The sequence below is a fragment of the Streptomyces sp. NPDC091280 genome (genome assembly GCF_044768565.1).
Taxonomy (GTDB): Bacteria; Actinomycetota; Actinomycetes; order Streptomycetales; family Streptomycetaceae; genus Streptomyces.
This window is the reverse complement of the sequence record NZ_JBIVUZ010000016.1, coordinates 20,877-46,373: the sequence shown is the minus strand read 5'-3', so window position 1 is coordinate 46,373 and position 25,497 is coordinate 20,877. Positions and strand designations below refer to the sequence as shown.

General features: G+C 72.0%; 20 protein-coding genes. 8 read left to right on the top strand and 12 right to left on the bottom strand.

All coding sequences use genetic code 11. The features are described from left to right. The first annotated feature begins 97 nt into the window (after window positions 1-97). Both ACIQPR_RS39495 and ACIQPR_RS39490 read left to right on the top strand, forming a co-directional pair. Window positions 98-343, top strand: coding sequence for a hypothetical protein (locus ACIQPR_RS39495; protein ID WP_019068554.1), 246 nt, complete (start codon window positions 98-100; stop codon window positions 341-343). A 3-nt stretch (window positions 344-346) separates the two neighbouring features. Continuing rightward, entirely contained in the window at window positions 347-721 is a 375-nt protein-coding gene (locus ACIQPR_RS39490) for a toxin Doc (RefSeq protein ID WP_403659047.1), read from the top strand. 3 nt (window positions 722-724) lie between these two features. Here ACIQPR_RS39490 and ACIQPR_RS39485 read toward each other — a convergent pair whose 3' ends face one another. Then, window positions 725-1,612 (bottom strand): helix-turn-helix domain-containing protein, encoded by an 888-nt coding sequence (locus ACIQPR_RS39485; RefSeq protein ID WP_403659044.1) that lies wholly within the window; start codon window positions 1,610-1,612, stop codon window positions 725-727. A 135-nt stretch (window positions 1,613-1,747) separates the two neighbouring features. Here ACIQPR_RS39485 and ACIQPR_RS39480 point away from each other — a divergent pair, with 135 nt between their 5' ends. After that, a complete protein-coding gene (locus ACIQPR_RS39480; protein WP_403659041.1) occupies window positions 1,748-2,629 on the top strand; it encodes an oxidoreductase in 882 nt (293 codons plus the stop codon). Window positions 2,630-3,017: 388 nt separating this feature from the next. After that, window positions 3,018-4,664, top strand: coding sequence for an RICIN domain-containing protein (locus ACIQPR_RS39475; protein WP_403659038.1), 1,647 nt, complete (start codon window positions 3,018-3,020; stop codon window positions 4,662-4,664). A 30-nt stretch (window positions 4,665-4,694) separates the two neighbouring features. Here the strand turns inward: ACIQPR_RS39475 and ACIQPR_RS39470 are convergent, their stop codons facing one another. From ACIQPR_RS39470 to ACIQPR_RS39460, 3 genes are all read right to left on the bottom strand, one after another. Then, window positions 4,695-5,366, bottom strand: coding sequence for a cyclase family protein (locus ACIQPR_RS39470; protein ID WP_403659035.1), 672 nt, complete (start codon window positions 5,364-5,366; stop codon window positions 4,695-4,697). Beyond that, on the bottom strand, window positions 5,366-6,952 hold the full coding sequence (locus tag ACIQPR_RS39465) for a purine-cytosine permease family protein (protein WP_403659033.1): 1,587 nt from the start codon (window positions 6,950-6,952) through the stop codon (window positions 5,366-5,368). The genes ACIQPR_RS39470 and ACIQPR_RS39465 overlap by 1 nt, the downstream gene beginning before the upstream one ends. A gap of 204 nt (window positions 6,953-7,156) precedes the next feature. After that, the gene (locus ACIQPR_RS39460; RefSeq protein WP_403659030.1) at window positions 7,157-7,708 is read right to left on the bottom strand and encodes a hypothetical protein; all 552 of its coding nucleotides are present in this window, start codon (window positions 7,706-7,708) and stop codon (window positions 7,157-7,159) included. A 324-nt stretch (window positions 7,709-8,032) separates the two neighbouring features. Here ACIQPR_RS39460 and ACIQPR_RS39455 point away from each other — a divergent pair, with 324 nt between their 5' ends. Continuing rightward, entirely contained in the window at window positions 8,033-8,470 is a 438-nt protein-coding gene (locus tag ACIQPR_RS39455; RefSeq protein ID WP_403659027.1) for a protease inhibitor, read from the top strand. A 138-nt stretch (window positions 8,471-8,608) separates the two neighbouring features. Here ACIQPR_RS39455 and ACIQPR_RS39450 read toward each other — a convergent pair whose 3' ends face one another. The 3 genes from ACIQPR_RS39450 to ACIQPR_RS39440 all read right to left on the bottom strand — a co-directional run bounded on the left by ACIQPR_RS39450 (window position 8,609) and on the right by ACIQPR_RS39440 (window position 11,737). Then, on the bottom strand, window positions 8,609-8,986 hold the full coding sequence (locus tag ACIQPR_RS39450; protein ID WP_403659024.1) for an STAS domain-containing protein: 378 nt from the start codon (window positions 8,984-8,986) through the stop codon (window positions 8,609-8,611). A gap of 220 nt (window positions 8,987-9,206) precedes the next feature. Then, window positions 9,207-10,709, bottom strand: coding sequence for an MFS transporter (locus ACIQPR_RS39445; protein WP_403659021.1), 1,503 nt, complete (start codon window positions 10,707-10,709; stop codon window positions 9,207-9,209). A gap of 362 nt (window positions 10,710-11,071) precedes the next feature. After that, complete coding sequence (locus ACIQPR_RS39440; RefSeq protein WP_403659018.1) at window positions 11,072-11,737, bottom strand: TetR/AcrR family transcriptional regulator; 666 nt, start codon at window positions 11,735-11,737, stop codon at window positions 11,072-11,074. A 76-nt stretch (window positions 11,738-11,813) separates the two neighbouring features. Here ACIQPR_RS39440 and ACIQPR_RS39435 point away from each other — a divergent pair, with 76 nt between their 5' ends. Then, complete coding sequence (locus ACIQPR_RS39435; RefSeq protein WP_403659015.1) at window positions 11,814-12,251, top strand: VOC family protein; 438 nt, start codon at window positions 11,814-11,816, stop codon at window positions 12,249-12,251. Window positions 12,252-12,286: 35 nt separating this feature from the next. On the opposite strand, the gene ACIQPR_RS39430 is transcribed toward ACIQPR_RS39435, so the two are convergent. From ACIQPR_RS39430 to ACIQPR_RS39415, 4 genes are all read right to left on the bottom strand, one after another. Continuing rightward, on the bottom strand, window positions 12,287-15,103 hold the full coding sequence (locus tag ACIQPR_RS39430; protein ID WP_403659012.1) for an NHLP bacteriocin export ABC transporter permease/ATPase subunit: 2,817 nt from the start codon (window positions 15,101-15,103) through the stop codon (window positions 12,287-12,289). Between the two features lies 1 nt (window position 15,104). Then, the gene (locus ACIQPR_RS39425) at window positions 15,105-17,327 is read right to left on the bottom strand and encodes an NHLP family bacteriocin export ABC transporter peptidase/permease/ATPase subunit (RefSeq protein ID WP_403659008.1); all 2,223 of its coding nucleotides are present in this window, start codon (window positions 17,325-17,327) and stop codon (window positions 15,105-15,107) included. Beyond that, the gene (locus ACIQPR_RS39420) at window positions 17,324-18,130 is read right to left on the bottom strand and encodes an HlyD family efflux transporter periplasmic adaptor subunit (RefSeq protein WP_403659005.1); all 807 of its coding nucleotides are present in this window, start codon (window positions 18,128-18,130) and stop codon (window positions 17,324-17,326) included. The genes ACIQPR_RS39425 and ACIQPR_RS39420 overlap by 4 nt, the downstream gene beginning before the upstream one ends. A gap of 111 nt (window positions 18,131-18,241) precedes the next feature. After that, window positions 18,242-18,457 (bottom strand): type A2 lantipeptide, encoded by a 216-nt coding sequence (locus ACIQPR_RS39415; RefSeq protein WP_328826744.1) that lies wholly within the window; start codon window positions 18,455-18,457, stop codon window positions 18,242-18,244. A 759-nt stretch (window positions 18,458-19,216) separates the two neighbouring features. Here ACIQPR_RS39415 and ACIQPR_RS39410 point away from each other — a divergent pair. Further along, on the top strand, window positions 19,217-20,626 hold the full coding sequence (locus ACIQPR_RS39410) for a S1 family peptidase (protein WP_403659002.1): 1,410 nt from the start codon (window positions 19,217-19,219) through the stop codon (window positions 20,624-20,626). Between the two features lie 19 nt (window positions 20,627-20,645). On the opposite strand, the gene ACIQPR_RS39405 is transcribed toward ACIQPR_RS39410, so the two are convergent. Next, on the bottom strand, window positions 20,646-22,853 hold the full coding sequence (locus ACIQPR_RS39405; protein WP_403659660.1) for a SpoIIE family protein phosphatase: 2,208 nt from the start codon (window positions 22,851-22,853) through the stop codon (window positions 20,646-20,648). A gap of 170 nt (window positions 22,854-23,023) precedes the next feature. Between ACIQPR_RS39405 and ACIQPR_RS39400 the strand changes: the two genes are divergently transcribed. Next, window positions 23,024-25,468 carry a SpoIIE family protein phosphatase gene (locus tag ACIQPR_RS39400; RefSeq protein WP_403658999.1) on the top strand — a complete coding sequence of 815 codons (2,445 nt, stop codon included), beginning with the start codon at window positions 23,024-23,026 and terminating at the stop codon, window positions 25,466-25,468. Window positions 25,469-25,497 lie beyond the last annotated feature (29 nt).

The window sequence follows — 25,497 nt, the reverse complement described above, 5'->3', positions numbered from 1 at the left end:
CGGAGAAGAAGGGGGAGCCGGATCGCCCGGTACCGTCAGGTGTGCCTCCTGACCTGGCGGTATTTACGGGTAAGTACCCGAGCGGTACCGTGAGGTCATGCCAGCTCTCAACGTGGAGTTCAGCGACCGCGAGCTAGAGGACCTGCGGCAGATCGCCAAGGAGCGCGGTACGTCGATGAAGGCCCTCGTCCGGGAGGCCGCCGCCGCCGACATCGCCCGGCACCGGGCGTTGCAGGAGGGCGCGGAGGCCTTCCGCCGGTTCTTCGCGACGCACGCCGACGAGTTCGCCGCCGCCTTCCCCGAGGACGAACCGGCGGCCAAGGGCGAGGGGCGGGTCGCCTGACGCATGCCGGTCATCCACATCGACGTGCCGTGGCTTCTCCAGCGCCACGAGGAGGTCCTGCCGGACCAGCCCACCATCAACGACTTCTCGGCGCTGGTGGCGGCCGTCGCCCGGCACCGCGTCGACCCGCCCCGCCTCGGCGTCGACTCCGACCCCGCCTGGCGGGCCACCGCCCTGCTCCACACCCTCGCCCTGCTCAAACCCCTGCCGTCCGCCAACGCCCGCTTCGCCTGCGCCACGGCGGTCGCCTACATGTTCGTCAGCGGCGTCGGCATCGATCCGCCCTACGGCGCCCTCGTCGACCTCGCCCGCGACCTGATCTCCGGGAAGACGGACGTGCACGGCGCGGCGGAACGGCTGCGGTCCTGGCAGATCTGAGCGTCACCGGTCCTCGTGCGCCGGTGACGTCTCCCCGGGCACACCGTCTCCGGGCACACCGTCCCCGGACGCGGCGAGGCTGCCCAACAGACCCAGGAGTTCCGCGCTCCGGCTGCCCGGCTCGGCGTGGAAGACGACCACGCTCAGCGCCTCCGTGCCGGGGACCTCGAACTTGTTCGACCGCAGCTCGAAGTCGCCGACCAGCGGATGGCTCAGCAGACTGATCCGCCCGACCATCGGCCGTACCTCGTGCCGGCTCCACAGCAGCCGGAAGCGCTCGCTGCGCACGGACAACTCGCCCACCAGCTCCACCAGTCGAGGATCGTCGACGTCGGGCCCGATGTGGCCGCGCAGCGTCGCCACCCCCTCGGCGGTCAACTCCTCCCAGTCGCGCCGCAGTTCGCGTTCGGCGGGGTCGAGGAGGATCGCCCGCAGCAGGTTCACGCCCGGTGCGTAGTTCGGGGACAGCGCCCGGCACAGCGCGTTGGCCGCCAGGCAGTCCGTGAACCGGTTCTGGACGTAGGCCGGATGCGCCGGCCAGGTGTCCAGCAGTTCGCGGACGCTCGCCGGCACCGCCTCGGGCCTCCTGGACCTCCCGCGAGAGCCGGTCGGCCGCTCCGGCTGCGCCAGGCTCAGCAGATGGGCGCTCGCGGCGGGGTCCAGACGCAGCACCCGGGCCAGCGCCTCCAGCACCTGCGCCGACGGATTGCGGTCCCGGCCCTGTTCAAGGCGGAGGTAGTAGTCGGCGCTGATACCGGCCAGCAGCGCGACCTCCTCCCGGCGCAGCCCCGGCACCCGGCGCAGTCCGCCGCCGCTCAGGCCCACGTCCTGCGGCCGGACCCGCTCCCGGCGGGCCCGCAGAAACTCACCGAGCGCGTTCTTGGCGTCCACACCCACCACCGTAGATCCGAATCCGCGCAGGTGGGTGTCCCCGTCACTACCAGGAACAGCCGGGTACTGCCCGCCCGGCCGCCGCGCGCGCAGAGTCGGTGCAGTAGCCCATCACCCACCGAAAGGCGCGCCACCATGACCGACACCGTTTCCGGCGGCACCCTCACCCCCGCCGAGGGACTCACCCTCACCCGCATGGGATACGGCGCCATGCAACTGGCGGGACCCCACGTCTTCGGCCCGCCGAAGGACCGCGCCGAGGCGGTGGCCGTCCTGCGCGAGGCCGTGGCGCGGGGCATCACCCACATCGACACCAGCGACTTCTACGGCCCGGTCGTCGTCAACGAGATCATCAGGGAGGCCCTGCACCCCTACCCGGACGACCTGCACATCGTGACCAAGGTCGGCGCCCGGCGCGGCCCCGACGGCGGCTGGATCATGTCCCGGCACCCCGAGGACCTCAAGGCGCAGGTCCACGACAACCTCCGCAACCTCGGGCTCGACGCGCTCGACGTGGTCAACCTGCGGCTCGGCGCCCAGGACAGCGCCGACGAGGAGTCGATCGGCGAGAAGTTCGGGGCCCTGGCCGAACTGCGCGAGGCGGGGCTGATCCGGCACCTCGGACTGAGCACGGTCTCCGCCGCCCAGCTGACCGAGGCGCAGGCCATCGCCCCGGTGGTCACCGTGCAGAACCTCTACAACCTCGCGAACCGGCGGGACGACGCGCTGGTCGAGCGGTGCGCGGCGGAGAACATCGCGTTCGCCGCGTACTTCCCGCTCGGCGGCTTCACCCCGCTCCAGTCGAAGACCCTCGCCGAGGTCGCCGCACGGCTGGAGGCCTCGCCCCAACAGGTCGCCCTGGCCTGGCTGTTGCAGCGTTCGGCGACCACCGTGCTGATCCCGGGCACGTCGTCCCGGGCGCATCTTCGGGAGAACATTGCCGCCGCGGACCTGGTGCTGCCCGCCGAGGCCGTCGCCGAACTCGACACCGTCGAGGCCGCGTCCGAGGCCCGGTGAAGGGAGGGCGGGGGTGGGCCGCCCCCGCCCTCGGGGCCGCCGACCGAGGGCGGGAGGAGCACGGTCGGCGGCCGTTTGGCGCGGGAGAGCCGCCGTCCAGCGCGTGGCCTCCGAGAAGGGCCGCATCCAGTGGACCGCCCGGTCCCGTACGCCGGGAGCGTGCGCGACCCACCGGAGTGTGCGCGTGGTTCACACGGGGCGCATGGAAAAGCGAAAGCCGATGCCGTGGCACCTGGCCGAGGGCGCGCCCGACTCTCTTTCAAAGGTATGGATGTTGCCCAAGTGCCTTGTTGCGTTCAGTGGGTTGTGCAAGGGTGAAACGCCCGCGCGAGGGCAATGCCCGGGGCTCATTCACCTGTTGATGAACCGAATCCGAGGAATCCACTCCGTGTCGCTCCCTCCCCCTCCTCGTCCTCCTTACCCACCGCCGAACGGCGGGGCTCCCGAGGAATCCGACGAGACGCTGGCCGCACGGCTGCGAGGTCGCCCGGAGGGTGAGGCCGCGCATTCCGTCGCGCTGCTGATGGCACGGCACTGGCGGCCGGTCCAGGATTACGCGGGCATCTGTCTCGACGCGACGGGCGGTGTCCCCGCCATGGCCACCGCGGCGGCCTTCCACCAGGTGTTCGACCGGCTGACCTTCGGCGAACACGGCGTGGCACTGCGCCCCCGGCTGCTGCTCACCGTGCGCGACACGATCCGGGAGTGGGCGGCGGAGGAGCGAATATCCGGTGTTCTGCCGGACCTGGAGAAATCCTCCGGGGGCCGCGCGATGCGTTCTGCCAAGTCCATGACAGCCGAAAATCGCAAGCTCGCCGAGCGGTCTTTCCAGACCCTTCAGCCCTTCGCCCAGTGCCTGCTGTGGCACACCGAGGCCGAGGCCGAGACGATAACCGTGCCGGCGGCACTGCTCGGGATGGATACCGACACCGCGTCGGCCGCTCTCCAGCAGGCGCGCGAAAAATTCCGCGAGGGTTGTGTACGCGCCCACCGGGAACTCGCGCCGACCAAGGATTGCAGCTTCTACAACCGTCTGCTCGACGTCCCGATTCGACGCGGCGGCACCCTGTTGCCCGATGTCCAGCAGCATCTCGCCCAGTGCCGCTACTGCCGATTCGCCGCCGAACAACTGAGTTATTTCGAAGGCGGGTTGGGAGTCCTGCTCACGGAGGCGGTGCTCGGCTGGGGAGCCCGCCCCTACCTGGAATCCCGCCCCGGCCGCGCCCGGCCCGACACCCGGACGCGGACCACCGCCCGGCACGGTGGCCACGGCGGGCACGGCGGCGGTACCGGGCGGCACCGACTGCTCTCCCGGCTCCCCGCGCCCGGCCGCCGCATCGTGGCCGCGGCCAGGTCGGCCGGGGCGAGCCGATCGCCCCGCTCGTTCTTCGTCGGCGCCGGTCTGATCGGCGCCGGAGTCATCGCGAGCGTCCTCGCCGTCGCCCTGTGGCCGGACCACGGCGGCACCGCCGACCCGGTCGCCTCCACCAGCGCGAACGCCGGCTCGGGACACGTGTCGTCCTCGGCGCCCGGCACCGCCCGGCTGCCCGCCGTCCCCGGGCGGACACGGCTGCGCAACGCCGCCGCCGACCTGTGCCTGGACATCCGGGGCACCGTGAAGGCCGGCGCCGACACCGACCTCGCGAAGTGCTCCGCCGCGACGACCCAGCAGTGGACGTACGCGACCGACGGGCTGCTGCGCAGTGCGGCGAACCCGGCGCTGTGCCTGGACTCGCACGCGGACGCCGGAGTCGTGGTGCTCGGCACCTGCGCGGACGCGAAGGCCAAGCGCGGCAACGACGTCCGCTACGACCTCACCGTGCAGGGCGAGCTGCTGCCCCGCTGGGACTCGGGCCTCGCGCTCGCCACCACCACCGAGGAGCCGGGCGCCGACATCGTCCTCAAGATCCGCGACGGCTCCGCCGGGCAGCGGTGGCGCACCGACTCCGCGTCGGCGAGCCCCGGTTCGCTGTCGATCGCCGGCACCGGAGCCCCGTCCCCGCGCCCCGCGCACCAGGCGGACCGGCTCGGCTGACGACCGGCGTCGTGGCCCCCGCGCGAGGGTTCAGAGAGCCCGCGCCACGGCCCGTACCGGAGCGCCGTCCGATCCCGGCAGCCGGAGCGGGAACAGGAACAGCTCCAGGTCCGGGAGGTCCACCACCTGCTCCAGGTTCGTGAGGTTCTCGGCGATCACCCCGCCCGCCCCGCACAGCACCCGGTGGGCGGGCAGGCCGAAGTCGGCCGCCGTGTCGCCCGGTTCGGGTGTGGGATCGACGCTGAGCGCGTCGACCGCGACCGTGCGGATGCCCGCTGCGACCAGGGCCTCGGCCGACTCCGGGGTGAGCCACGGGTGGGCGAGGTAGTCGTCGGTGCCCCAGTGCGCCGACCAGCCCGTGGCCAGCACGAGCAGCGAACCCGGGCGCGGGCGGAGCCGGTCGAGGGCCGGCGCGAGCAGGCCGGGCGTGATCGGCGCCCTGGCCGGCAGCCCCCGTACGTCGGCCACCACCGCGGGTCCGCCGAAGCGCTCCAGCGGCAGTTCGTCGAGGCGCGGCCAGCCGTCGTCCACGTGGTAGGGGGCGTCGACATGGGTGCCAGACTGCGAACCGAGGTGCAGCCGAAGGACGTTGACCCCGTCGCGGGCGACGGTCAGGGCGGGGGAGACCTCGACGGCCGGGTCACCGGGATACACGGGCATCCCGGTGACCACGGGCACCGACAGGTCGAGCCAGGCCGCCATCAGCTGCCCGCGCCGGCCGTCGCGGGCGCCGCCGCCGCGGCTCCGGGGCCGGTGATCGGGGGCACCGCCACCTCGACGGTACGGGCCAGCCGCGCCCCCTCCGGCCCGTACACCGCGCGGGGTTCGGGGAACAGCCGCAGCAGCGAGAGGAACAGCACGGCGGCCACCGCGAGGGACAGCGGCAGGCTGATGTCGACGCCGTTGGCGAGATCGCCGAGCGGGCCGACGAACTGCCCGGGGATGTTCGTGAACAGCACGCCCACCACGGCGGCCACCCACCAGGCGGTCATGCCGCGCCAGTTCCAGCCGTGCGCGAACCAGTAACGCCCGCCGCGCTGGCGGCGGTTGAAGACCTGGAGGGCGTCCGGGTCGTACCAGCCGCGCCGGGTGTAGAAGCCCAGCATCATCACGACCATCCACGGTGTCGTACAGGTGATGATCATCGTGGCGAAGGTGGAGATCGACTGCACGAGGTCGAGGCCGAAGCGCCCGATGAAGATGAACGCGATGGACAGCACGCCGACCAGCAGCGTGGCCTGGACCCGCGACAGCCGGGGGAACACCGACGAGAAGTCGAGCCCGGTGCCGTAGAGCGAGGTCGTGCCCGTCGACATGCCGCCGATCAGGGCGAGCAGGCAGACCGGCAGGAAGAACCAGGTCGGCGAGATGGCGAGCAGGCCGCCCACGAAGTCGGGGGCCGACGGGTCGACGTACTTGGGGGCCCGCGTGGCGATGATGCTCGCGGTCGCCAGGCCGAAGACGAACGGCAGCAGGGTCGCGATCTGGGACAGGAACGCGGCCCCGATCACCTTGCGGCGCGGGGTGTCCGCCGGGATGTAGCGCGACCAGTCGCCGAGGAACGCGCCGAACGACACCGGGTTGGAGAGCACGATCAGCGCCGCGCCGATGAACGAGGGCCAGAACAGCGACCGCGTGGCCGCGTCCGCCGAGGACGTGAAGACTCCGGCGTACGACGGGTCGAAGTCACCGGCGAAGGCGATCGCGCCGAGCAGGAACAGGACGGTCGCGGAGGTCACGGCGATCTTGTTGACGAACAGCATGAACCGGAAGCCGTAGACGCAGACCGCGAGGACCAGTCCGGCGAACAGCGCGTACGCGACGACGTACGACGGCGTGCTCTGCTCCAGGCCGAAGAGCCGGTGCGCGCCGCCGACCAGGGCGTCGCCGGAGCTCCACACCGAGATGGAGAAGAACGCGACGGCGGTCAGCAGTGACAGGAACGAGCCGACGACCCGGCCGTGCACGCCCAGGTGCGCGGAGGAGGCGACCGCGTTGTTCGTGCCGTTGACCGGGCCGAACACCGCCATCGGGCACAGGATCAGCGCGCCGACGACGACTCCGAGGAGCGTGGCGGCGAGGCCCTGCCAGAAGGAGAGGCCGAAGAGGATGGGGAAGGCGCCGAGGACGCAGGTGGAGAAGGTGTTGGCGCCGCCGAACGCGACCCGGAACAGGTCGAGCGGGGTGGCGGTGCGGTCCGCGTCGGGGATGCGCTCGATGCCGTAGGTCTCGACCTCGGTCAGGGACTGGCTCGGCGCGGCGGGGGAGGGGGTGGGCTGAGAGGACAAGGAGGGCTCCAGCGGGGGACGGCGGTGGAGCGCGGGGTGGCGCGTCGGCGGTGGGGGCGGCTGGTCACGTCTGCGGGGTGGGCGGGGTGAGCGGATGCCGTCCTCGGGGGTGTGCGCAGACGTTACGGTCGGCCGCGCTACCCGCACCAGAGGACGGTTCATCCATCTTTCGTGCCGTGGGTGGAGGAATCGTCCACCTCGGTGTCACTCGCTGTCGGCCGGGGTGTCCTCCGGTCCGGTGTCGGGGCCCTGGGCGCGGACCCGCTGGACGTGTTCGAGGGAGTCGCGCAGTTCGGTGAGCCAGTCGTCGGTGTGGCGCTGGACGAGGCGGACGCACCAGGCGAGCGCGTCGCTGCGGCTGCGGGCCACGCCGGCGGCGATGAGGGTGTCGAGGACCTGGCGCTCGGGCTGGCGCAGCCGGGTCATGACGGGTGCGGAGACGTGGGTGAACAGGGACCGCTCCCCGGCGCACTCCACACCCCACGAGACCTTCCTGCGGAACCGGTGCTCGGCCTCGCGGGCGACCGCGATCCGGGTCTCCCGGGTGCGCTCGCGGAACTCCTGGACGCGGCCCTGGACGGCGGCCTCCCTCTCGGCGGCCGAGACGCCCTCGGCGAGCCGGGGCGCGGGGATGCGGCCGACGACGGTGACCTCCTCGCGGTCGGCGGTGACCTCGACCAGCTCCTCGAAGAGGTCGTCGGGCAGACGGCCGGTGAACCAGCCGCGAAGCTTCTCCCGCTGCTCTGTCGTAATCATGTAATGACGATTACTCGCGGGCGCTGTGGGCGCAAGGGGCTGCGGCGGAGTGCGCCGAGAGCTGAAGCGGAATGTTTCGGGACTGTTTCAGGACGATCGCCGAGGGCGGGTAAACCGGCCAACCGGCCCGATCCGGAGGTCGGGAAGCCCGTGGTTCCGGGGTTCGCCCGTTCGAATTCCGTGACTTCACGCCACTGATTCAACACGCAAGGTTACTGAAACCTGTGGGTCGGATGTGTGTTCCGGCGGCGGACTCGGCAGAGTGGCGCCCGCCGGTTCCGCACCGACCGAGCGGGACCGGCCTCTAGCGGAAGGATGCACACAATGCGGAACACCGCGCGCTGGGCAGCGACTCTGGGGCTGGCGGCCACCGCCGTCTGCGGGCCCCTCACCGGGACCGCCCTCGCGGCCCACGCCACCGGCCCGTCCGCGCTCTACGCCCCCTCGGCCCTGGTGCTGACCATGGGGCACGGGGACGCCGCCGCCCTCGCCACACCGGAACGCGCGGTGACCCTCACCTGCGCGCCGACCTCCTCCGGCACCCACCCGTCGGCCGCTCGCGCCTGCGCCGAACTGCGCGGGATCGGGGGCGACTTCGACGCCCTGGCGGCCCGGAGCGATGTGGTCTGCAACAAGCTCTACCGCCCCGTCGTCGTCACCGTCGAGGGCGTCTGGCAGGGCAAGCGCGTCTCCTACGAGCGCGTCTTCTCGAACGAGTGCGTGAAGGACTCCTACGGATACGGAGGTGTCTTCACGTTCTGAGAGACCGGGATCGCAGGGTCTGCGTGAGCATCAGGAAGGGTCCGTAGCTGGGGAGTGCGCACCCCTGTCACGGAGTACCGCGATCCCGCACCAGGGGTCGGCCGGGCGGTGTGGGGTCGCCCGAGCCGGCCCCTGTCCTCATTGCGGCCTCCCGGCCCGCGCGGGCAGCGCGCGCAGCGGCGGAAAGCGGCCGAACAGCCCCGAGGCGCGCAACAGCCGGTCCACGCGCGGCCCGTCGGAGACGATCCGCAGCCGCCCGCCGCGCTCCCGCGCCCGCCGCTCGGCCCGGCACAGGACGCGCAGCCCCGAGCAGTCCAGGAACTCGACGGACCGCAGATCCACCAGCACGTCGGGCTCCGCCACCGCCGTCGCGGCGTCCAGGTGCTCGACGACCAGGTCGGCGGTCGCCATGTCGATCTCACCGCAGACCTCGACCACCGTGAACGGGCCGTACGGCCGGGTGAGGGCACAGGAGTTGCCCGGGGGACTGTCCTGTTCGTCCGCTTCCGCTGTCATGGCCGCTCCACCTCGGCACGGGGCGTATTCGGTCTCGGTAGTTACCCCGGAGAAGCCCCAAGCATCCATGACACGCCGCCCGCAAGATCTGGTTCACTCGACATGGTGAACTTCGGTCAGAAAGGTTGACTTGCCGTCGGTGAGGAAGTGGGGAGGGGCCGCCGTCTCCCTGCGGACGGCGACCCCTCGGTCCGTGCGGCTCAGTGCCCGGTGGGGCCGATCACATGTGGACCACCGGTGCGGCGTCCGGGTCCTGCTCCGGAACCCCGCGGCGGTAGAGCGCGAACGCGATCAGCGCACCCGCGGCGAAGAAGCCCGCCGACCACCAGAACGCGGTGGTGTAGCTCTCGATCGTCGCCTGCGCCTGGACCAGCTTGCTGCGCGCGTCCTTCCCGGCGAGGTAGTCGGTCGCGGCGCTCGCGGCCAGCGTGTTCAGCAGCGCCGTACCGATCGAACCGCCCACCTGCTGCATCGCGTTGACCGTGGCCGAGGCGACGCCCGCGTCCTCGGCGGCCACCCCGCCCGTGGCGAGCTGCATCGCCGGCGGCATCACCATGCCGAGGCCCGCGCCGATCACGATCAGCTGCGGCAGCACATGGCTCGCGTAGGAGGAGCCGACCCCGATGCCGGTCAGCCAGGCCATGCCGACCATCGCGACGGCGAAGCCCAGCGGGATGACGACCTTCGGGCCGAGGCGCGGCACGAGGACCGTGGTGCCCAGCTGTGCCATGACCATCAGCGCGCCGATCATCGGCAGGAACGCGACACCGGTCTTGGTCGGGCTGAAGCCCAGGTTCAGCTGGAGGTAGTAGGTGAGGAAGAGGAACACGCCGAACATGCCCGCACCGGTGATCAGCACGGCGAGGAACGAGGCGGCCCGGTCGCGGTCGAGCAGGATGCGCAGCGGGAGCAGCGGGTGCTCGGCGCGGTTCTGCCACCAGACGAAGGCCGCCAGCAGGACGACACCCACGATCAGGAAGCCCCAGGTCTGCGCTGAACCCCAGTCGTGCGTCTCGGCGTTGGAGAAGCCGTAGACGAGGGAGAACAGACCGCCGGCGACCAGTACCGTGCCCGGCACGTCGAGCTTGGAGCCCGCCGCGTCACGGTGGTTGGAGAGCAGCACCCAGCCGCCCGCGAAGGCGACGAAGGCGATGGCGACGTTCACGTAGAGCGTCCAGCGCCAGTCGAAGGCGTCGGTCAGCACCCCGCCGAGCAGCAGGCCCACCGCGCCGCCGGCGCCCGCGATGGCGCCGTACACGCTGAAGGCACGGGCCCGTTCACGGGCGTCCGTGAACGTCGTGTTGAGCAGCGAGAGCGCGGCCGGCGCGAGCAGCGCGCCCGCGACACCCTGGAGGGCGCGTGCGGTGACCAGCATCTCGAAGCTGGTGGCGGCACCGCCGAGGGCGGAGGCCCCGGCGAAGCCGGCGACACCGACGAGGAAGGCGGTCTTGCGGCCGAAGAGGTCGGCGATCCGGCCGCCGAGCAGCAGCAGCGAGGCGAACGCCAGCGCGTACGCGGTGACGATCCACTGCCGGTTGCCGTCGGAGAAGCCGAGGTCCTTCTGCGCGGACGGCAGGGCGATGTTCACGATGGTGGCGTCGAGGACCACCATCAGCTGCGCGACGGCGACGATCGCGAGGATCCACCACCGCTTCGAGGAGGCCGCGGACCGCGCCTCCTCGGCACCCGACCGGGTGTCTTCGGTCAGAGTCTTCTGGGACATCGGGAACCACTCCAGGGAAGTCGTTCGGTCGTTCAGGGTTTACCAAAACGTAAACGAAACGGTTTCGTACACATCGACACTAGAGCACTTTCAGCGAAACGGCAACGTTTCGCTGGGAGCGGGAATCCAGGCATGCGTACGGACGGGTTCGAGGCGGACGGGGCCGGGCTGTGCCCGGGCTGTACTGCGAGGTACGCGGCAGTGGGCCGGCGCTGTTGTCGACCGGCGGGGCCGGGGAAGACGCCGGCCGCTACGACGGCGTCGCCGAGATCCTTTCCGACGCTCTCATGGTGATCTCCCGCGGCCGGTGCGGCAACTCGCGCCGGACGGGCGCGGCTCGGCGGGGGTCGGGCGGGCGCGGCTCAGCGCGGGTCGAGCAGCTCGGCGATCAGCATCCGCCGCAGCCAGGTCCGGTAGGCCTCCCGCGTCCAGCCCCGGTGCCTGCGCAGGAGCTGGTGCATGTGGGGTGACGCGAGCGCGTAGAGCGTGTCGGCGGCGGTGCGCGCGTCGAGTCCCGGGCGAAGTGCCCCGCGCTCCTCAAGTGCCGCGGCCAGCGCGAGATGCACGCCGTACGTCGCCTCGGCGCCGGCGTCCGCCGAGGCCCGCATGTCGGGATCGGCGCCCGCCGCCTCCACGGTCACCATGATCAAGTCGCCCGCGCGCTCCAGCAGTTCGGTGGTCTGGTCGACGGTGCGGCCGATCGCCCGCCGGGGGTCGATCTCGTCCCTGATCTCCAGGGTCTCGGGGCGGTCCGGGACGGCGACCGGCTCCTCGTCACCGACGATCGCGACACCGAGGGTGTGTCCGAACAGGGCCGCCTTGGTGGGGAACGCGTCGTACAGCGTGCGCTCGCCGACACCGGCCAGTGTCGCGACCTCCTTCATGCGCGTGCCCGTGAACCCCTTCTCCGTGAACAGCCGGGCAGCCGCCTCCCTGATCCGGGCGCGGGTCGCCGCGGCCGTCTCGGCGCGTCTGGCCGAGCGGTAGGGCCGCTTCGGATCGTTGCTCTGGTTGACGGGTGCGGGCATGGGGAGGAGTCTAGAAGGAAATCGGCGCAGTCGTACTGCGGTGAAATCGACCGGGGCGATGAGGAGTGTGGGTGCCATGCCGGAGCTCGCCGGAATCCACCACGTGAAGATGCCCGTCACCGATCTCGACCGCTCGCGCGACTGGTACGGCCGCGTCCTCGGCTTCAAGGTGACGCACGAGTTCCCGGACGCGGACGGTGTCGTGCGCGGAGTGGCGGGGGAGGTGCCGGGCCTCGGCGACTCGATGCTCTGCCTGCGGGTCAACCCCCTTGCAGCGCAAGGCTGTCAGGGCTTCGACCCGGTCAGCTTCGCGGTCCCGGACCGCGCCGGCGTCGAGGCCTGGGCGGCCCACCTCGACACCCTCGGCGTCCCGCACTCGCCGGTGATCGAGGCCTCCATCGGCTGGCTGCTGGTCTTCAACGACCCGGACGGCCTCGACCTGCACCTGTACAGCTGGGCCGCGCACGGGGTGGACCACGCGGGCGTTCCCGGCTACGGCCGCCCGGTCTCCTGAGCGGTTCGTGCGGGTACCCGGGCGGGACCGGCCGCTCAGGTCAGCTGCCGTCGTACCAGCTCGTGCAACCGGCCGCCCGTGTCCGCCAACAGCTGTGCGGGCGGGCCCTGTTGGGCGACCTTGCCGTCCTCCATGACGATGACAAGGTCCGCGTCCAGCACCGTCGAGAGGCGGTGTGCGATGACGATCCGGGTGGCGTCGAGGGCCTTGGTGCTCTCGATCACCGTGCGCTGGGTCTCGTTGTCCAGGGCGCTGGTCGCCTCGTCGAAGAACAGGATGCGCGGGCGGCGGATCAACGCCTGCGCGATCATGAGGCGTTGCCGCTGGCCGCCCGAGACCGCGCCGCTGCCCGCGACGATGGTGTGCAGACCCATCGGCATCCGCTTGATGTCCTCGGCGAGCCCCGCCATCTCGGCCGCCGCCATCGCCTCCTCCGGCGTGAACGGCTCGGTGCCGCAGATGACGTCCAGGATGGAACCGCTGAACGGCTGCGCGTGCTGGAGCACCACCCCGCACTGCCGCCGGACCGCCGACTGGTCGAGGGCGCCCAGGTCCTGACCGTCGTAGAGGACGCTGCCGGAGACCGGCCGGTCGAAGCCGATGAGGAGGCGCAGCAGGGTGGACTTGCCGCAGCCGCTGGGGCCGACGATCGCGACGAACTCGCCCGCGCGCACCTCGAAGGACACGTCGTCGAGGACGAGGGGGCCGTCGTCGGCGTACCGGAAGGAGAGCCGGCGGGCCTCGATCGCGCCGGACAGCCGGCCGGGGCGGGTGCTCGCGGTGCGGACCTCCGGGGCCGCGTCCAGGACCGGCCTGATCTCCTCGAACAGGGGCAGCGCGGAGACCACCGAGACGAAGGCGCCGGTGAGTTGGGTGACGGAGGTCAGGACCATCGTCACCGAGGTGTTGAAGGTGAGGAAGGCCGCGGCCGACATGGAGCCGCGCGCCGGGCCCGCGAGCAGCATGAACATCAGCAGGGTGCACACGGGCAGGTACACCGCGCCCATCACCGTGGTGAGGTTCTTGATCCGGCCGACCTTCTGCTGGAGTTCGCGGCTGCGCGCGAACTCGGCGGCCCAGGCCGCGTAGGCGTAGTTCTCGGCCGCGGCCACCCGCAACTTCGGCAGTCCGCGCAGGGTTTGGAACGCCTGGTTGTTCAGCTTGTTGCCCAGCACGACCAGTCTGCGCTGCCAGCGCACCTGCCACAGGCCGAGCCCGAGGAAGGCCGCCGCGATCACCACGAGCATGCCGATCGCGGCGAGCGCCAGCGAGGGGCTGTACCAGAACAGCAGGCTCAGGTTCATCACGCCGACCGTCACCGACTGGGCGACCACGGGACCGACTCCCGCCAGCAGCCGGCGGATCGAGCTGACGCCCATCGCCGCGCTCGCCAGTTCGCCCGTCGAGCGCTCGGTGAAGAACTTCGTCGGCAGCCGCAACAGGCGGTCCCAGACGGCCGGTTGGAGCGTGGCCTCGATCCGGCCCTCCAGCCGGAGGATGGTGAGGTTCTCCAGCAGCATGAAGGCCGCCGCCACCACGCTCGTCAGCATCACGGCCAGACACACCTGCACGATCAGACCCGTCTGCGCCTTCGGCACGAACTCGCCGAGCACCTTGCCCGTCGCGATCGGCACCAGCGCCCCGATCGCGACGGTCACCAGCCCGCTGACCAGCAGGTTGGCGAGATCGCCTCCAGTGCCTTGCATGCTGAAGCGCAGCAGCCGCAGCGGGCTGAGCCGGCGCTCGGGCAGCGGGCGGTAGAACATCACCGCGCGCGGCTCGAACTCCTCCGCGTTCGCCTTCTCGATCGGTGTCTCACGACCGGTCGCCGGATGCACGGCCACGTACCCGCCGCGCCGCCACAGCAGCGCGACCGGCGCCCCGGACAGCGCGCGGTGGCCCACCAGTGGGCCGATGTCGTCCCGCCACCACCGCCCGTCGAGCCGTACCGCCCGCACCCTGACCCGGGAGGCGAGAGCGATGCGCTCGACCGGGTCCAGGCGGTCGCTCTCGCCGCCGCTCCGCGCGGGCTCGGCGAGGGTGATGCCGGCCGCCTCGGCGACCAACTTGCAGGCCGCGTACGACGCGTCGGTGTCGGCGGCCGTCGTGCGCCGTGCCGAGGACCCGCCGATCGACGCGAGCAGCGTCCGGTCGGCCTGCGCGCGGACCGCCTCACCGGCCTTGATCCCGGCGGCCGTTCGCGTCTCGTGGGTTCGCTCCAGCTGCTCGATCCACTTGTCCAGCGCGGACAGCAGCCGGTACTGCTGGTCGACCATGCCCTGCCAGACACCGGGGTCCATCAGCAGATCGGCCGCCGCCTCCGCGCCGTACAGCGACCCGTACTGCACGCTGCCCGGGGGCACTTGCATCCAGAAGACGTCGTCGTCGGTGAGCGAGGCGGACCGCTCGCCGGCCATCGGCGCCTGGAAGAGGATCGACAGACCGCGGCCGACACCGAGGGCGAGGGCGTATTCGAGGGGGCTCGAAGTCGGCGGCACGTACTGGGGGTTGCCGTACTCGTCGTACGACCAGGTCTGGGTGTGCGCGGGCTGGTACAGCTCGCGCAGGCCGATGCGGTGCACCACGCAGTCCCGCAACGGGCGTGCCACCAGCGTGTGTTGGGGACCGGTGACCGGGCCGAGCAGCAGCGAGCCCGCCTCCAGGCGGCCGAGGTGGTGCCAGTGGCCCTGCCGCACGGCGTCCACCGCGAAGAGGTCGACGGCTCCCGAGGCGATCAGCCAGAGCACCTGCGGGCCTTCGAGGTCCAGGCGGTTGAGGCCCGTGCAGTCGATCGGGGTGCCCAGCGATCCCAGGGCGCCGAGCACCAGGTCGCCCTCGTGGACGGACGTCATCTCACCGCTCCTTGACCAGCGCGGCGTACGCGCCGCCCGCCGCCACCAGGGCGTCGTGCCGCCCGCGTTCCACGATCGTGCCGTGTTCGAGGACGACGATCTCGTCGCTGTCGCGCACCGTGCTGAGCCGGTGCGCGATCACCACGCAGGCGCAGCCGCGCCTGCGGAGGTTGTCCATCACGATCAGCTCGGTCTCCGCGTCCAGGGCGCTCGTCACCTCGTCGAGGACGAGAATGCTGGGCCTGCGCACCAACGCCCTCGCGATCTCCAGGCGTTGGCGCTGACCGCCGGAGAAGTTGCGCCCGTCCTGCTCGACCCGGCTGTGGATGCCACCGGGCCGCCGCATCACGACGTCGTACAGGGCCGCGTCGCGCAGCGCGTCCGTCACCGCGTCCTCCGGGACGGAGGGGTCCCACAGCGCCACGTTGTCGCGGACCGTGCCCTCGAAGAGGAACACGTCCTGGTCGACGAAGGACACCGAGGCGGCGAGCGCGCCGCGCGGGATGTCCTCGAGGCGGTGGTCGTCGATGCGGATCACGCCCTCCCACGGCGTGTAGAGACCCGAGATCAGCCGGGAGACCGTGGACTTGCCGCTGCCGGAGCCGCCGACCAGCGCCACCTGCCGGCCCGGTCCGACCGTGAGCGAGAAGCCGGTGAGGAGGGGCTTGTCGAGCGGGCTGTAGCCGAAGGTGATGTTCTCCAGCTCGACGTGCCCCTGGAGGCGCCGCGTCGAATCGGCGCCGCCCGCACGGGAGTAGAGGGGATCGGCCTGGAAGTTCTCGACGTCCTTGAGGCGGGCCACGTCGGCCGCGAAGTCCTGGACGCGGCCCGCGACGCCGTTGAGCCGGGTGATCGGCGCGGTGAAGCGGGTGACCAGCGCCTGGAAGGCGACCAACAGACCGACGGAGAGGTGTCCTTCGACGGCCCGCAGCCCGCCGATCCACAGGATCAGCGCGCTGTTGAGCGCGGCCAGCGTCGGCGCGACCACACCCAGCCAGGCGCTCGGCACCCCGAGCCGCTGCTGCTCCTCCAGGGTGGTGGCGTGCTGCCCGGCCCACTTGCGGAAGTAGCCGTCCTCGCCGCCGGTCGCCTTCATCGTCTCGATCAACTGGAGCCCGGTGTAAGCGGTGTTGGTCAACCGGGCGGAGTCGGCGCGCAGTTTCGCGGTGCGGGTCGCGCGCAGCCGGACGACGACCCGCATCGCCACCACGTTCAGCAGCGCGACACCTATGCCCACGTAGGTGAGTTGGGGGTCGTAGGTGTAGAGGAGCACCGCGTACAGCACCACGACCACCGCGTCCACGCCCGCCGCCGACAGGTCCCGGGCGAGGGTCTCGGCGACCGAGTCGTTCGACTGGAGGCGCTGCACCAGGTCGGCCGGGCTGCGCTGGGAGAAGAACGTCACCGGCAGCCGCAGCAGATGGCGCAGGAAGCGGGCGCTGGAGAGCGTGGAGGAGATGACGCGGCCGTGCAGCAGGTTCGCCTGCTGCAACCAGGTCAGCACCAGGGTGAGCAGGACGCAGGTCCCCATGGACGCGAACAGCACGCCCAGCAGGGAGGTTTGACCACCTATCAGGAACATGTCGATGTAGGTCCGGCTGAGCGCGGGCAGCGCCGCGCCGACCAGCACCAGGAGCAGGCTCGCGAGGACGGCGGCGGGCATCGTGCCCGCGGTGCCGCGCAGCCGGGCGGGCATCGCGCCCAGGACGCCCGGTCTGCGTCCGCCCTTCTCGAAGCCCTCGCCCGGCTCCATGACCAGGACGACTCCGGTGAAGCTGGAGTCGAAGTCCTCCATGGGCACGAACCGGCGGCCCTTGCCGGGGTCGTTGATGTACACCCCGCGGCGGCCGAGGCGGCGGCCCATGCCGTCGTAGACGACGTAGTGGTTGAACTCCCAGAACAGGACGGCGGGGGAGCGGACTTCGGCGAGGGCCGCCGTGTCCATCTGCATGCCCTTGGCCGTGAGGCCGTAACTCCGCGCCGCCTTCAGCAGGTTGCTGGCGCGGGAGCCGTCGCGGGAGACACCGCAGGCGATGCGCAGCTCTTCGAGGGGGATGTGACGGCCGTGGAAGCCGAGGACCATCGCGAGGGAGGCGGCGCCGCACTCGACGGCCTCCATCTGCAGCACGGTGGGTGAACGGACCGTCTTCACGCGGCCCTTGGGCACCGGGCGCTTCGGCGGTGCGGAGCGGCGTCGGGAACGGGACTCCTGGGCGGGGCTCACGGCAGCAGCCAATCGAGGGGACGCTGATCGGCCAGCCGGATCGAGGCCGAGGCCATGGTCATGGAGGTGAGGGAGAAGGGCGGTCCGTCCTGCGACGACCACCGGTAACCGCTCTTGGTGCGGGCCGACTTGTCGAGCTTCACCAGCACGGCCACCGGCCTGCCGTTCTTGGTGAACTGCTCGCCGAGCTGGCTGTCCCCGAGGAACGCGGAGATCTGCTGGGCCGACTGGGCGGACCGGTCCACCGCCTTCACCCGGCCGCGCAGCACGCCGTACGTCTGTGTCGGCACCGAGGAGACGGTCAGGTCGACGGCGGCGTTCGCGGGGATGGCGGCGGCGTTCTCGGCGGGGACGTACACCGTCGCGTAGAGCGGGTCGGTGGTGTGCGCGACCTTCTCCACGGCGGCGACGTTCGCGCCGGTCTGGATGATCTGCCCGATGGTCGCGGCGAGCGCCGTGATCCGGCCCGCGGCGACCGTGCGCACGACGGAATCGCCCTCCGCCGTACGGACCTTGAGGACGGGGGAGTCGGCCGGCAGCCGTTCGCCCTCCTGGGCGACGACGGCGGTGACCTGGCCGGCGACCGGGCTCTGGAGGAGGTAACTGCCCTCCCCGTGCGTGAGGACCGCGGACGCCCCGACCGTGGAGGCCACGGAACCGGTGACCGCCCACACGGACGCGGCGGCCACGACGACCACCGTCACACAGAGCACGAGCCAGCCCTGCGGGCGCGCGAAGCGCACCGGAAGATCCAGCTCCTCGGGCGACTGGAGCTTGGCGAGGGCCTGTTGGCGGAACTGCACGGGACTTCCCTCACCTGTGGACTTCCCTCACCTGCGGGAGAGATCTTCTACGGCATCCCAAGAGTCCCGGAGCCGGGGAGCGGCTCCGGGACTCGGTGGAACAGGGCGCGATCAGAGACCGGCGACCAGGTTCGTGACCGGGGCCACGTTCAGGCCGGTGACACCCTCGACGGTGCCGACGACCGTGTCGACCAGGCCGGAGACCGGGGCGACGCCGTCCACCAGGCCGGTGACGGTGCCGAGGGCGTTCACGGACAGACCACCGGAGACGTTGTCCAGCTCGGCGTCGGAGATCTCGACGGTCTCAACCTGGGGGGTGGAGTTCATGGGGGAACTTCCCTTCATATGGATATTCACAAGGGGGGAGCGGCCCCCTCTGGGGACAGACGACGGCCGCGACCACAGGCGCCGGGCGCCGTTTCCGGAGCCCTCTCGGCTCCTGCGGTGCGATGGATCAAAGCACGCCGCCGACGGGCGCAGCCAATCAAACCCTCGTCCCACCAGGGCACTTGGGCCTCGGCGGGCGCGAACCGTGCAGGCGTGGGCACGAGGTGTCGGCGAGTTCTTCACACGCTGCACGGCATCGCTGCGCGCGAGGGCTTGCGGCGCCGAAGCGGAATCGGGCACTCCTCGCCAAAGGCGTTCCGGGGAGCGTGTGCATGTGCAGATCCGTCGAGTCCGGTGACTTGGTTGGGTACGCGCTGTGCAGATTCCCTGAAGCGAGGATTCCGCTCGTGACGCTCGACGGAAGGTCACCGCTCGACCGCGTTCCGTGCCGGTCCGGGAGCGGGGCAACTGAGCGCGCCCGCGCGGCGGTTCGGGCGGCCGGCGATTCGATCAAGACATCCGGCCGCCGACCGGACTACGGACTTGAAGGGACCGCCGCGCAGACGCCACAGGCCCTCTGTCAGCCCGTACCCCGGTGCGGTCACTGCTTGGACATGGCCGATTCGCGTTTTCGCAAAGGAAGTTGAGAAACGGATTTGAACGCCTCACATGACACGTGCGTATCAACGGGCATCCAGGCGCCCCCATAAGCCGCCACCCCCGGCGGCGCAGACCCCGGTCCCCAGGAGGTCGAGAAGTTTGAGTCACAAGCGAATTCCGAAGCGCAAGGCCGCGATAGCTGTCGGCGGTGTCGCTGCACTCGGAGCGGCGGCGATCCTGCTGCCGAACGCCAACGCGTCCCAGGACAACTCGGCAGGCGCCGCCACCCCGAAGACCCTCAAGGCGACCGGCGCCTCGGACCTCTCCTCGCAGATCGCCGCGCTCCTGGGCGACGCCTTCGCCGGGTCCTACTACGACAGCGCCACCCAGCAGCTCGTCGTCAACGTGATCTCCGGCGACAACAACAAGGTGATCGTGCAGGCGGAGAAGGCCGGCGCCAAGGTGCGCAAGGTGCAGAACAGCACCGCCGAACTCGCCGCCGCCGCCAAGACGTTGGCCGCCAAGGCGACCGTCCCCGGCACCGCCTGGTCCGTCGACCCGAAGACCAACAAGATCCAGGTCCTCGCCGACAGCACCGTCACCGGCTCCAAGTGGGACACCGTGCTGTCGACCGTCAAGAGCCTCGGCACGAGCATGGCCACCGTCAAGAAGACCCCCGGGTCCTTCAAGACGCTGGTCTCGGGCGGCGACGCCATCTTCGCCCAGACCGACCAGGGCGGCGTCCGCTGCTCCCTCGGCTTCAACGTCACCGCGAGCGACGGCAGCCCCGCCTTCCTGACCGCCGGACACTGCGGTGTCGCGGCGAAGCAGTGGTCCGACTCGCAGGACGGCCAGCCGATCGCCACGGTCGACCAGGCCGTCTTCCCCGGCAACGACTTCTCACTGGTGAAGTACGACGACGCGGCCACCCAGACCACGAGCGACGTCAACGTGGGCAACGGCCAGACCGTCCAGATCACCCAGGCCGAGGACGCCACGGTCGGTACCCAGGTCTTCCGGATGGGCTCCACCACCGGTCTGCACGACGGCACGGTCACCGGGCTCGACGCCACCGTCAACTTCCAGAGCGAGACCGACCCCAACGGTGTCGACACCGTCAACGGCCTCATCCAGACGAACGTCTGCGCCGAGGCGGGCGACAGCGGCGGCTCGCTCTTCACCCAGGACGGCGGCGCGGTCGGCCTGACCTCCGGCGGCAGCGGCGACTGCACCAGCGGCGGCGAGACCTTCTTCCAGCCGGTCACCGCCGCGCTCCAGGCGACCGGGGCCACCCTCGGCGACGCCGGTGCCGGTGCGGGCGCGGGTGCGGGCGACACCGCCACGGCGGACCCGTCGGCGACCGCGGCCGACCCCTCGGCCACCGACGGCACCGGTGACCAGTCCGGTACCGGCGACCAGTCCGGCGCAGTGGACCCGTCCGCGACCGACGGCACGGGCGACCAGTCCGGTGCCAACGGCACGGGTGACAACACAGGCAACGGCACGGGTGACAACACCGGCGACGGCACGGGGGCGAACGACGGCTCCTCGCTCACCTCGAACCACTGATCCGACCCCTTCCAGCGTTTCAGGTCGGCGGTGGATCGGTCCGGCCCTCCGGCGGGAGGGCCGGACCGCCCTGCGTTCCGGGTCCGTCCGGGCCCGGTCCGCACGCCCGCAGCAGCAGCAACGCCACGTCGTCGATCCGCTCCCGCGCCGCCGCGCTGTGCCGCACGAGGACATCGGCGATCTCCTCCAACGGCAGGTCCCCGGCCTCCGCGAGCCGCTGCCCCAGCTCGGCGAGGGCGTCCTCGATGTCGACACCGGGCGACTCGATCAGCCCGTCGGTGTACAGCGCGAGCACCGAACCGGGCGCGAGACTCACCTCCGTCGTCGGATAGGTCGCCCCGGCATCGATGCCCAGCAGCGGACCACCCGCCAGGTCCAGCACCCGCACCCGCCCGTCCGGGCGGCGCAGCAACGGCGGCGGATGTCCGGCCCGCGCCATCACGGCCGTACCGCGCGCGGGATCCAGCCGTAGATACAGACAGCTCGCGAACAGCTCCACGCCCAGGTCGATCAGCAGCCGGTTGGTGCTGCGCATGACCTCCTCCGGAGCCTGGCCCACGGTCGTGTAGGCCCGTACGGCCGTCCGGATCTGGCCCATCAGCCCGGCCGCGGTCACGTTGTGGCCCTGCACATCGCCGATCACCGCCGCCGGACCCTCGGTGGTCACCAGGTCGTAGAAGTCACCGCCGATCTCCATGCCCTGCGTGGCCGGCAGATAGCGGGCGGCGGCCTCGATGCCGGGCAGCGGCGGCAGCGAGTTCGGCAGCAGCGCGGCCTGGAGTCCGTGCGCGAGCCGGTGCTTCGCGTCGTAGAGCAGGGCACGCTCCAGCGCCTGCGCGATCAGACCGCCCAGACTCGTCAGGACCGCGCGCTCGTCGGCGGGGAAGACATGCGGCTCGCCGTAGGCCAGCACACAGGTGCCCACCGGCCGGCCGGACGCCACCAGCGGCAGATACGCCCAGGCCGCGAACCCGTCAGGGGTGGCGTACCGGCTCGGGTACAGCCGCTCCAGGTCCTGCCGCGAGTCGAAGAACGCGGGCACACCGCTGCTCAGCGCGGCCGTCCCCGGTGTCGACTCGGTCAGCGCCATCCCGTCGAAGCGCTCGACGACATGCGGGTCCGGATAGCCGCGGTGCCCCAGGACATGCAGCCGTCCGGCCCGCGAGCCGAGGACCACCAGCGCCTTGCTGCCCACGGCCGGCGCGATCTCGTCCGCGATCAGCTGCACCACGTCCTGCACCCCGACCGCCTCGGTCAGCGCGCCCGCCAGGCTCAGCACCTGGGAGATGGTCACCAGCCGCGAGGGCCCCTCGTCCGGCCGCGGCGCCGCCCGGCCCAGCTCCGTCACCGCCCGCGCCCGGCTGATCCGCACACTCAGCCCCGTCGTGTTCGGATACATCCGGAACGACAGCCACTCGCCCGGCGGACGCAGGGCCACGAACGACGTCACCTGCTGACTGAGCAGCGCGGCCCGGTAACGGTCCTCGTACACCGGGTCGTTGAGCCAGGGCACCGCCGCCCACAACTGGGTGCCCAGCAGACCGCTCACCGACATCCCGAGCAGCTCACCGGCCGCCGCGTTCGCGAACCCCACCCGCCCGTGCAGATCGAGCGAACACAGCCCGTACGGCAACCGGGCCACCATCCGCGCCGCCTCGACCGTGCCCAGCGTCCCGGCCACACTCGTCGCGGGCCCGGTCGCCAGCAGATCCGGCTCCGCGCGCGCCGGACGCCGCTCCTCCACCGCCCGCTCCAGCCGCACCGCGAGCCGGGCGCAGGCGCTGGTCAGCTGCTCGCGGTCCCGGTCGGCCAGCACCGGCGGATGCGAACCGGGCCAGGTCACGAAGACCGAGCCGTAGACCGTGGACCCGGTGGCCACCGGCACCGCCGCCAGCGCGAAGGGATACGGCAGCACGACCGCGATCCGCGGATAGCGGCGCGCCATGTCCTCCTCGCCGCCCACCCACACCAGCCGCCGCCCGCGCACCGCCTCGGCGACCGGGATCGGCGCGCTCAGCCCCACCCGCTCCCACGGCGCGGCGAACGCCCGGGGCAGACCCGCCATCACCGCCATCTCCAGCACCGGTTCGTCCGGCGCCAGCAGATACACCGCGCCCGAGTGCGCGTGGACGGCGTCCATCATCGCGGCCAGCGCGAGCGACAGCATCGGCCGGCCGACCGGGTCCTGCGCCCGCCGGGACAACTGGCCGTCGGACACGCCGACCACCTCCTCGCCCGGCCGTGCCGTTTCGGGGCTCAGGGCCAGGCTCCACCCTGGCGGCCCGACGCGCACGGCGAGCGCCCGGCGGCCGAGCACGGAGGGCCATCCGGTGCCTCCTCTCCACGGAACGGTCACAGGGGCTGCGCGGCAGCGGTATAAGCGCTGTAATTGCGGACGTGGCCAGTGAGGGCGCTGAGGGACGCAGAACGAGAACACCGCGGGCCGAACTCGCCCTCAAGACGCTCACCACCGATCTCGACTCCCGCGAACGGCTGCGCCGGGTTCTCGAACAGGCCCTCGTCTTCGCCGCTGCGACCTTCGCCGGGGTGTACACGCCCGGTGCCGAGACCGACCTGCTGTGCCTGGCCGAGTCGGTCGGTGTGCCACGCACCGTGTACGGACTGCGCGACGGCTACCCGGCGTCCGGCGGAGCACCGGTCGCCGAGGCGCGCCGGAGCGGGCACCCGGTCTGGCTCGGCCCCGAGGAACTGGCCGCCGGCTGCGACGCGCGACGGCTGCCGACCGGGGAGTTCCATCTCGCGGCCCTGCCCGTGCGCGGGGAGCGGGGCGGCGGCTGTCTGCTCGCGGTGAGCGAGCAGCCGGCCGGTTTCGACCCCGACGACCGCGCCTGCCTCGCACTCATCGCCGAGGCCGTCGCGATCCCGGTCCCGGACGCGGCTGTGGCGGGCGGGGAACTGCCCGCGGGCTCCTTCGACCTGGCCATGGACACCGGACGGGTCGAGGTCGGCGGCGACATCCTGACCCTGTTCGGACTCGGCCCGGACGACTTCGACGGCAGGGTCGAGACCCTGCTCGGGTTGACCGTGCCGGAGGACCTGCCCTCGCTGATGTCCGTCGTGGAGGCCGACCACCTGGCCATCGGTGACCGCGAACTGGAGTTCCGCGTCCTCCAGCCCTCCGGCCCGCCGAAGTGGCTGCGGCTGCGCGGCCGGCTCCTGCCCGGCGGCGACGGCCGCCCGGCCCGCCTCGTCGGCACCGTCGGCGACGCCTCCCAGCTGCGCTCCGGCGTCAACGACGTGGCCCGCGTCCAGCGCCTCGCCGCCGCCCTCGCCATGGCCGGCACCGTCCGCGACGTCAGCCAGGCCGTGGTCGCCGCCCTGCGCAAACCGCTGCGCGCCGACCGCATCGCGCTCGCCGAACTGGAGGGCGACCGGCTCGTCGTCACCGTCCTCGACCCGCCCGAACCGGAGTCCTGGCCCGAGCTGTGGCGCCAGGAGTGGCGCAGCGAATGGCCCGACGCGCCCGTCCGCGCGATGCCCACCCTCGCCGCCGCCCTGCGCGAGGGCCGCGCCGCGATCCGGCCCGCCGGCAGCGACCTGGAGCCCGCGCTCGCCGAGGTCGGACCGGGCGGCCTCGCCGTACTGCCGCTGTCCGCGGGCGGCCGGGTGTCCGGAGCCTGTCTGATCGGCTGGGACGCCCCGCACGTCTTCGGCCCCGACGAACGCGCCCTGCTCACCGCCTCCGCCGGACTCGCCGGCCAGGCCCTGACCCGCGCCCACGCCTTCGACGCCGAACACGAACTCGTCGGCATGCTCCAGCGCCAGCTGCTCCCGCGCCGCCTGCCGAGACTCCCCGGCGGTGTCGCCGTCGCCCGCTATCTGCCGACCACCGCCGGCCTTGAGGTCGGCGGCGACTGGTACGACGTGATCCCCCTGCCCGACAACCACGTGGCCCTCGTCATCGGCGACGTCCAGGGCCACAACGCGGGCGCCGCCACCCTCATGGGCCAGATGCGCACCGCGCTGCGCGCCTACGCCGTCGAAGGACACCCGCCCGACGTCGTCGTCTCGCACGCCAACCGGCTCCTCATCGACCTGGAGACCGACCTCTTCGCCACCTGCTGCTACGTCGACGTCGACATGGAGGAGGGCTCCGCCTGGTACGTACGGGCCGGTCATCTGCCGCCCGTCCTGCGCCACCCGGACGGCACCACCGAGATCCCCGACCCGGACGGCGGCCCGCCGCTCGGCGTGGTCACGCAGGCCGACTTCCCGATGAGCGTGCTGCGGCTCCGGCCCGGCACCGTCCTCGCCCTCACCACCGACGGCCTCGTGGAGTCCAAGGAGGCCGACATCGACGAGGGCCTGGACCGGCTCGCCCACGGCCTCGCCCTCTCCGACCCCGCCCACCTCGGCCTGGTCGCCGACGCCCTGCTCGGCAACGCCCGCCGCGACGACGACGTCGCCCTCCTCCTCATGCGTTACGACGGCCTCGCCACCCGCCCCCGGCGGGAGAACTGGACGGTGTGGCGCGTGCCCGAGGCGGCCCGGCACGCCCGCCGCTTCACCAGGCGCACCCTGCGCGTGTGGGGCGTCACCGACGAGGTCGACACCATCCTCCTGGTCGTCTCCGAACTGGTCACCAACGCCCTGGTGCACACCGACGGCCCGGTGCGCCTCGACCTCACCCTCGTCAACCAGCGGTTCCGTGTCGCCGTCGCCGACTCCTCGCCGCGCACCCCGGCCAAGCCGACCAGCATCGGCTGGGAGGCCACCGGAGGCCGCGGGATCCTCCTCGTCGAGGCCGTCTCGGCGGCCTGGGGCACGGTGCCGGTGAGCGGCGGCAAACAGGTGTGGGCCGAGATCGCGCTCGACCGCTAGACGGCCGCACGGGTGCCGGTCGGCGCACA

What these genes read in the sequence shown, in the direction of transcription:
- ACIQPR_RS39495 (WP_019068554.1), top strand. Translation starts at nt 98, where the DNA reads ATGCCAGCTCTCAACGTGGAGTTCAGCGACCGCGAGCTAGAGGACCTG.
- ACIQPR_RS39490 (WP_403659047.1), top strand. Translation starts at nt 347, where the DNA reads ATGCCGGTCATCCACATCGACGTGCCGTGGCTTCTCCAGCGCCACGAG.
- ACIQPR_RS39480 (WP_403659041.1), top strand. Translation starts at nt 1,748, where the DNA reads ATGACCGACACCGTTTCCGGCGGCACCCTCACCCCCGCCGAGGGACTC.
- ACIQPR_RS39470 (WP_403659035.1), bottom strand. Translation starts at nt 5,366, where the DNA reads ATGGCGGCCTGGCTCGACCTGTCGGTGCCCGTGGTCACCGGGATGCCC.
- ACIQPR_RS39460 (WP_403659030.1), bottom strand. Translation starts at nt 7,708, where the DNA reads ATGATTACGACAGAGCAGCGGGAGAAGCTTCGCGGCTGGTTCACCGGC.
- ACIQPR_RS39455 (WP_403659027.1), top strand. Translation starts at nt 8,033, where the DNA reads ATGCGGAACACCGCGCGCTGGGCAGCGACTCTGGGGCTGGCGGCCACC.
- ACIQPR_RS39450 (WP_403659024.1), bottom strand. Translation starts at nt 8,986, where the DNA reads ATGACAGCGGAAGCGGACGAACAGGACAGTCCCCCGGGCAACTCCTGT.
- ACIQPR_RS39445 (WP_403659021.1), bottom strand. Translation starts at nt 10,709, where the DNA reads ATGTCCCAGAAGACTCTGACCGAAGACACCCGGTCGGGTGCCGAGGAG.
- ACIQPR_RS39440 (WP_403659018.1), bottom strand. Translation starts at nt 11,737, where the DNA reads ATGCCCGCACCCGTCAACCAGAGCAACGATCCGAAGCGGCCCTACCGC.
- ACIQPR_RS39435 (WP_403659015.1), top strand. Translation starts at nt 11,814, where the DNA reads ATGCCGGAGCTCGCCGGAATCCACCACGTGAAGATGCCCGTCACCGAT.
- ACIQPR_RS39430 (WP_403659012.1), bottom strand. Translation starts at nt 15,103, where the DNA reads ATGACGTCCGTCCACGAGGGCGACCTGGTGCTCGGCGCCCTGGGATCG.
- ACIQPR_RS39415 (WP_328826744.1), bottom strand. Translation starts at nt 18,457, where the DNA reads ATGAACTCCACCCCCCAGGTTGAGACCGTCGAGATCTCCGACGCCGAG.